This window comes from Frankia sp. CoWAU3 (assembly GCF_977971855.1).
Genome location: NZ_CDWWXB010000073.1, coordinates 1 through 7,344, shown reverse-complemented (window position 1 = coordinate 7,344; position 7,344 = coordinate 1). Strand labels below are relative to the sequence as shown.

At 71.2% G+C, this 7,344-nt stretch carries 7 protein-coding genes; all 7 read left to right on the top strand.

The annotated features are described in order from the left end of the window. The coding region (locus tag AC08ON_RS09040) for a S49 family peptidase (protein ID WP_476616780.1) at positions 1 to 807 on the top strand (807 nt) is incomplete at its 5' end. 391 nt (positions 808 to 1,198) lie between these two features. Next, positions 1,199 to 2,482: a phosphopyruvate hydratase gene (gene eno, locus AC08ON_RS09035; protein ID WP_476607891.1), complete on the top strand. Its 1,284-nt coding sequence runs from the start codon at positions 1,199 to 1,201 to the stop codon at positions 2,480 to 2,482. 4 nt (positions 2,483 to 2,486) lie between these two features. Beyond that, the gene (locus AC08ON_RS09030) at positions 2,487 to 2,861 is read left to right on the top strand and encodes an FtsB family cell division protein (RefSeq protein ID WP_476607892.1); all 375 of its coding nucleotides are present in this window, start codon (positions 2,487 to 2,489) and stop codon (positions 2,859 to 2,861) included. A gap of 80 nt (positions 2,862 to 2,941) precedes the next feature. Next, on the top strand, positions 2,942 to 3,574 hold the full coding sequence (locus AC08ON_RS09025; protein ID WP_476607895.1) for a DUF501 domain-containing protein: 633 nt from the start codon (positions 2,942 to 2,944) through the stop codon (positions 3,572 to 3,574). Continuing rightward, on the top strand, positions 3,571 to 4,638 hold the full coding sequence (locus AC08ON_RS09020) for a Ppx/GppA phosphatase family protein (RefSeq protein ID WP_476607893.1): 1,068 nt from the start codon (positions 3,571 to 3,573) through the stop codon (positions 4,636 to 4,638). Before AC08ON_RS09025 ends, AC08ON_RS09020 begins: the two co-directional genes overlap by 4 nt. 56 nt (positions 4,639 to 4,694) lie before the next feature. Further along, positions 4,695 to 5,498 carry a uracil-DNA glycosylase gene (locus tag AC08ON_RS09015; protein ID WP_476607896.1) on the top strand — a complete coding sequence of 268 codons (804 nt, stop codon included), beginning with the start codon at positions 4,695 to 4,697 and terminating at the stop codon, positions 5,496 to 5,498. 167 nt (positions 5,499 to 5,665) lie between these two features. Further along, on the top strand, positions 5,666 to 7,213 hold the full coding sequence (locus AC08ON_RS09010; RefSeq protein WP_476607894.1) for an NAD(P)/FAD-dependent oxidoreductase: 1,548 nt from the start codon (positions 5,666 to 5,668) through the stop codon (positions 7,211 to 7,213). Positions 7,214 to 7,344: the final 131 nt, after the last annotated feature.

Sequence of the window (7,344 nt, the reverse complement as noted above, 5' to 3'; positions counted from 1 at the left end):
GCGGCGGCGGTGTTCCGGGTGAGCAGCCCTGGGGGTTCCTACGTCGCATCCGACCTGGTCCGCCGGGAGGCCGAGCGGTTCCGGGCCAGCGGCCGGCCGCTGATCGTCTCGATGGGTGACGTGGCGGCCTCTGGTGGCTACTTCGTCGCCCTGGCATCCGATGCGATCGTGGCGAACCCCGGCACGCTGACCGGCTCGATCGGGGTGTTCGCCGGCAAACAGGTGATCAGCGGACTGCTCGACAAGGTGGGAGTGGGCTTCGGTGCCGTCGCGGAGGGCGAGCATGCGCTGATGATGTCGCCGCGGCGGCCCTTCACCCCGGGGGAGCGGGAGAAACTGGAGGAGTTCCTGGACCGGGTCTACGCCGACTTCGTTGACAAGGTGGCGGTCGCTCGCGGGCTGTCCCGGGACCAGGCGCACCAGCTGGCCCGCGGCCGGGTGTGGACCGGCGCGGACGCCCATGCGCACGGCTTGGTGGACGTCCTCGGCGGGTTGGCGCAGGCGATCGAACTCGCCTGGTCGCGCGCCGGTCTGCCGGCCGGTGAGACTCCGCGGGTGCGGCTGACGCCCAAGCCGTCGGTGCTGGAACGGGTCCGGTCGCCGAAGTCCAGCGAGGACCGCGGGGCCGCCGGGTCGCTGGCCGGGTCGCTGGCCGGGTCGCTGGCCGGGTCCGCCCTGGGCCTGCTCGGCGCTGGTCCCGGTGCCGGCTTCGTCCCGGGTTGGGGGGCGCTGGCACCGCTGGCGGCGCGGCTTGGTCTGCCCTCGGCCGGTCCGCTGGTCATGCCGCCGATCGGGCGGATCGGTTAGCGGTCCGCACCGGTGGCCCACAACGAACTCGCCGGCCTGTGGGATGCGTGACACCGCCGTCCGCGGGAGGATCGACGCCCGGGTGCCCGACGGCCAGGCAGGTGGTGATAATGACCGTCGGGTGGCCGGTAAACGGACCCGCCGCGGGTGAATGGACGCGCCGCGCCGGGCCGGGACCGGCGTCGCGTCGCCGTGGGGCGACGGTAGTCTCGCAGCGACCGGTTTCGTCCGGACGGCACCGCTCGTCCCGCGCCACGATCCGCGGCAGGCCATCAGGGTCTGCCCCGGTGGCCTGCCGCGGCGTGGTGGCTTCCGGTCACCGGCCTGTGGCGGTCCGCTGCTGCCACCGCGTCATCGTTCCGTGTCAGAGCGCATACCGGAGGTCGAAGCCGTGCCGTCTATCGAGGCCGTCGGAGCCCGCGAGATCCTTGACTCGCGCGGTAACCCCACCGTCGAGGTCGAGGTCGTCCTGGAGGACGGCACGCTGGGCCGCGCCGCGGTGCCCAGCGGGGCGAGCACCGGTGCCTTCGAGGCCGTCGAGCTGCGCGACGGGGACAACCGCTACGGCGGCAAGGGCGTGACCAAGGCCGTGGCCGCGGTGATCGACCGGATCGGTCCGGCGATCATGGAGTTGGAGGCCACCGAGCAGCGTCTTCTCGACGCGACGCTCATCGACCTCGACGGTACCCCGGGCAAGTCGGCTCTCGGCGCCAACGCCCTGCTCGGGGTCAGCCTGGCGGTGGCCAAGGCGGCGGCGTCGTCGAGCGGCCTGCCGCTGTTCCGGTACCTGGGAGGTCCGACCGCGCACCTGCTCCCGGTGCCGATGATGAACATCCTCAACGGTGGTGCGCACGCCGACACCAACGTCGACATTCAGGAGTTCATGATTGCTCCGATCGGCGCGAGCACCTTCGCCGAGTCGCTGCGCTGGGGTGCGGAAGTTTATCACGCGCTCAAGAGCGTGCTGAAGGCGCGGGGCCTGGCGACCGGTGTGGGCGACGAGGGCGGCTTCGCGCCGAGCCTGCCCACCAACCGGGAGGCTCTCGACCTCATCGCCGAGGGGATCGACAAGGCCGGCTTCGCCCTGGGGACGGACATCGCCCTGGCGTTGGACGTCGCCTCCACCGAGTTCTATGCGGACGGGTCGTACACCTTCGAGGGCAACTCACGTAGCGCAGAGTATCTGAGCGACTACTATGCCGAGCTCGTCTCCGCCTACCCGATCGTTTCCATCGAGGACCCGCTGGCCGAGGATGACTGGGATGGCTGGGTGGCGCTCACCGAGCGGCTCGGTGGCAAGGTGCAGCTCGTCGGGGACGACCTGTTCGTGACCAACCCGGAGCGGCTGGCCCGCGGGATCGCCTTGAAGGCCGCAAACGCCCTGCTGGTGAAGGTGAACCAGATCGGCACGCTGACCGAGACGCTCGACGCGGTGAACCTGGCCCACCGTAGCGGCTACCGGGCAATGATGTCCCACCGGTCCGGCGAGACCGAGGACACCACCATCGCCGACCTCGCCGTCGCGGTCGACTGCGGTCAGATCAAGACCGGCGCCCCGGCGCGCTCGGAGCGGGTCGCGAAGTACAATCAGTTGCTGCGCATCGAGGAGGAACTCGACGACGCGGCCCGGTACGCGGGCGCCGCCGCGTTCCCCCGCCGCAGGCAAGCCGGCTGATCCCATGCCGCCGCGGAACGCCGCGCTGACCACGAGGGCGACCCTGCTCGCCGTCGTGATCTGCGTGCTGGTCCTGACCCTCGCCTATCCGCTGCGGCTGTACCTGCAGCAGCAGGCCAAGCTCTCCGAGCTGAGCCGGACCAACGCACAGGCCCAGGCGAGGGTCAACGAGCTGCGGGCGACGGTCGAGCGCTACGACGACCAGGCCTGGGTCGAGGACGAGGCGCGCCGTCGGCTGCATTACGTCAAGCCCGGTGAGCGGGCGTACCTGATGCCGATCAAACCGGCACCCACCAAGGACGGCGACGAGACCCGCGGCGGGTCGTCCGGGGGTTCGGCCTGGTATGCCCGACTCTGGTCGGAGATCTCGACGCCGTAGCGGTCACGGGGCGGGAGCCCCGACCCCGGTGCGGCGAAGGAACGGGCTTGGCGGACGGTGATGACGGCGAGGGGGCGAGTATGGCACCGGCGGTGACGGCCGAGGATCTCGAGATCGTGCGCCGTCAGCTCTCCCGCGAGCCGCGAGCCGTCCTTGCGGTGGCCCATCGCTGCTCGTGCGGTCTTCCCGACGTGGTCGAGACCGCACCGCGGCTTGCCGGCGGCACCCCCTTCCCGACCCTGTACTACCTCACCTGCCCCCGGGCTGCGTCGGTGATCTCGCGGCTGGAGGGGGCCGGGGTGATGCGCGAGATGACAGCCCGGCTGACGGAGGATCCGCGGCTCGCCGCCGCCTACGCCGTCGCCCACCGGGACTACCTCGCCCGGCGCGACGCGCACGAGGTGCTGCCCGCCGCCCCGAGCGCGGGTGGCATGCCCGATCGGGTCAAGTGCCTGCACGTCCTCGTAGCGCACAGTCTCGCCGTGGGTCCGGGAGTCAATCCGTTCGGTGACGAGGCCCTTGCGGCTGTTCCCGACTGGGGTCGGCGGGGGCCGTGCGTGGCCGGTGGCCGATGTCCGGGCGTTGACGAGGCCGAGGCGCCCGGACCCGCCCCGGGCGGCGGGGCGGCGGGCGACGGACCGACCGGCAGTCGTTCGACAGGGGACCCGACGGGGGATCCGATAGGAGATTTGACCGGGGAGGAGAGACCGTGAGTCGGGTCGCCGCGATCGACTGTGGAACCAACTCGATCCGTCTGCTGGTGGCGGACGTCGAGGGATCCACCCTGCACGAGCTGACCCGCCAGATGGAGATCGTCCGGCTGGGGGCCGGGGTCGACCGGACTGGTGAGCTCGCGCCGGAGGCGCTCGCCCGCACCTTCACCGCGCTGCGGGACTATGCCGAGCAGATCGAGCGGCTGGGAGCCTCACGGGTGCGGATGGTCGCCACGAGCGCGACCCGCGACGCGCGCAACCGCCATGAGCTCGTCGCCGGGGTCCGCGCGATCCTCGGTGTGGACCCCGAGGTGATCAGCGGGAACGAGGAGGCGGCCCTGTCCTTCGGCGGCGCCATCGGTGACCTCGTCGGCCGAGCCGGTTCGTTTGACGCCAGTTCGTCTGCCGGTTCGGTCGAGGGCGCGCCGACGGGGCCGGGCGTGGCGGGATCCGACCCGGTCGCCACGCCGATCCTGCTCGCCGACATCGGCGGCGGCTCGACCGAACTCGTCCTCGGGGACGTGAGCGGGGTGCGGGCCGCCCGTTCGGTGAACGTCGGATGCGTGCGGCTGGCGGAGCGGCACCTGCACGATGATCCGCCGATCGGCGCGCAGGCCGCGGCGATCGTCGCCGACGTGCACGCGGCACTCGACCTCGCCGCCCGTACCGTGCCCCTGACCGAGGCGGCGACGCTGGTCGGCGTCGCGGGGACCGTCACCACGGTCGCCGCCCTCGCGGCTGATCTCCCCGAGTACGACCCGACCCGCATCCACCTGTCCGTGACGACGGCGGAGCAGGTCGCGCAGGTCACGGACCGGCTGCTGAGGATGACGCACGACCAGCGCGCGGCCCTGCCGGTGATGCACCCGGGTCGGGTGGACGTCATCGCCGCCGGCGCGCTCGTGCTGCGCACCCTGGTCGAGCGAACGGGCGCCGCGGCGGTGGTGGCAAGCGAACGCGACATCCTCGATGGGATAGCGCTGGCCCTGGCCGCCGCGCCGGGCGCCCCGGCCACCGGGCCCGAGCGGGCGGCGCCGCCCGTCACCGCCGGCCCGTCGGTATGAGGACCGGCTGTAGGAGGACCGGTGGGGCGGGGGTGACGGACGGGACGGGTGACCCGGTGCGGTCAGGGAGTCCGGTGCGGCCGGGAAGCGGTTGGCCGGGGGACCTCGCCGCCGCCGACACGCCGGTCGCAGCCACGCCGGCCGAGGTCCGCGCGTTGGCCGCCGACGCGACGGGCACCCGGGAGCTCGATGCCCGGATGTCCGTCTGCCGGGCCTGCCCGCGCCTGGTCACCTGGCGGGAAGAAGTCGCGGCGGTGCGGCGGGCGGCCTTCGCCGAACAGGCCTACTGGGGGCGTCCGGTGCCCTCGTTCGGCCCGGGCGACGCCCGGATCCTCGTCATCGGTCTGGCGCCCGCGGCCCACGGAGGGAACCGCACCGGACGCATCTTCACCGGGGACCGCAGCGGCGACTGGCTGTTCGCCTCGTTGCACCGCGTCGGGCTGGCGGCGCTGCCGACCTCGGTGTCCGCCGGGGACGGTCAGCGTCTGACGGCCACGCGCATCGTCGCCGTCGTCCGTTGCGCTCCGCCCGCGAACAAGCCGATCACTACGGAGCGTGACATCTGTCGGCCCTGGTTGGTGCGTGACCTAGAGCTTGTCCGGTCCGCCCTGCGGGTCATCGTCGTCCTCGGTGGATTCGCCTGGCCCGCCCTGGTCCAGGCCGGATTCCCGGTTCCTCCGCGCCGGGTGTCGTTCGGGCACGGCGTGCGGGTCGAACTTCCCGTATCCGGGGTGTCGGTCGTTGGTTGCTATCACCCAAGCCAGCAGAACACCTTCACCGGTCGGGTCACCGAAGTGATGCTTGACACGATTTTTGGCACGGCGGCGGAGCTCGCGGAAGTGGTTGAGCGGGCCGGGTAAGTCTTTGTCCTTGTGGCCGTCGACACAGAAGGTGAGCCGGAACACGGTCCACACGCATCGGCACCACGGGCCGAAGACCGCCGGTATTCGTGTCCTGCGTCACGAAAAAGCTGGGCGGCCAGCCCGGGACCAGGGTGTAACACGGCCCTCGTGGGTACGTTTTTGCCATGGGCTACGGGCAACCACCGCACATCCTCATCGTCGGCGGAGGATACGTCGGCATGTACACGGCCCTGCGGCTGCGGCGGAAGCTGCGCCAGGACGAGGCATTGGTCACAGTCGTCGAGCCCAACTCGTACATGACCTATCAGCCTTTCCTCCCGGAAGCGGCGGCCGGCAACCTTGAGCCACGGCACGTGGTGGTACCACTACGTAAGGTGCTGAAGGGTTGTCGGGTTGTCAGCGGAAGCGCGCTTCAGGTGTCGCATGGGACACGGACCGCCGTGATCCAACCATCCCTTGGCGAGAAATTTGATCTTAAGTACGACATCTTGGTGATGTGTCCGGGATCGGTGGCGCGAACCCTGCCAATCCCAGGTCTCGCGGAGCAGGGCATCGGCTTCAAGAGCGCGGCCGAGGCCATTTATCTCCGTAATCAGGTCATCAGCCGGTTGGACGCGGCCGCCTCGGTGACCGATCCCGCGGTCCGGCGCCGGGCGCTGACCTTTCTCTTCATCGGCGGAGGGTATGCCGGAATAGAGGCTCTTGCCGAGTTGGAGGACATGGCCCGCGATGCGTGTTCTTTCTATCCTGATCTGGAACCGACGGATATGCGGTGGGTCCTCGTTGAAGCCGCCGGCCGTATTCTTCCCGAGGTTTCACCCGGAATGGGGCTTTATACCCTCCGGCAGCTCGAGCACCGGGGCATCGACGTCAGGTTGAACACGCGGGTCGAGAGCCTGGTCGGTGGGCGGGTTGTGCTGAATAACGGTGAGGAGTTCGACGCGGGCACCATCGTGTGGACGGCCGGGGTGCGGGCGAACCCGATGCTGGCCGACACGGATCTGCCCTTGGACGATCAAGGCCGGGTGCGTGCGACCGCCTTCCTGCAGGTCGACGGGGTGGGTGACGCGTGGGCCGCGGGTGACTGCGCGGCCGTGCCCGACCTGACCAGGGGCGAGGATGTCACGACCGGTCCCTCGGCCCAGCACGCCGTCCGCCAGGCCCGCCGGCTGGCCCTCAACATCCTCGCCGAGCTGCGCGGTGAGCCCCTCGAACCATACGCGCACAGCTATGCCGGCAGCGTGGCGTCCCTGGGCCTGCACAAGGGTGTCGCCGAGGTCTACGGGGTCAAGCTGCGCGGCTGGCCCGCCTGGTTCATGCACCGGACGTACCACCTGAGCAGGGTTCCCACCCTCAACCGCAAGACCAGGGTGGTCGCGGACTGGTCGTTGGCACTGTTCTTCCGCCGCGAGATCGTCTCGCTCGGATCCTTCGCCGATCCCCGGGCCGAGTTCCGCCGGGCGGCGATGCCGCCCGCGTTCGCCGCGGCCATCTCCCCAGGCACGCCCGGCACTCCGGCCACGACGACCGGGCGGAGCGGGACCACTCTCGTCCCCGCGTCCGGCGCCCCCGCGTCCGCCGTCGCCGCCGACTCGCCCGGCGATGCCGAGGGCGGTGAGGACGCGTCCCCGGGTGAGGATGTCGTCCGGGCCGCACCGACCGGCAGGATCTCCCGCGGCCGGAGCCGGACGCCCGGTCCGCGCGGCACGTGAACTGAACGCCCGGCGGCACCGTGGCCGGCGTGTGACGGTAGGGACGCCGGGAGCCCGCGGGCCGGTGAATCGTCGCCCGGTTGCGATGGTTCACCGGCCCTCGTGGCTTCACGGCACTTAGCTTGTCGTTT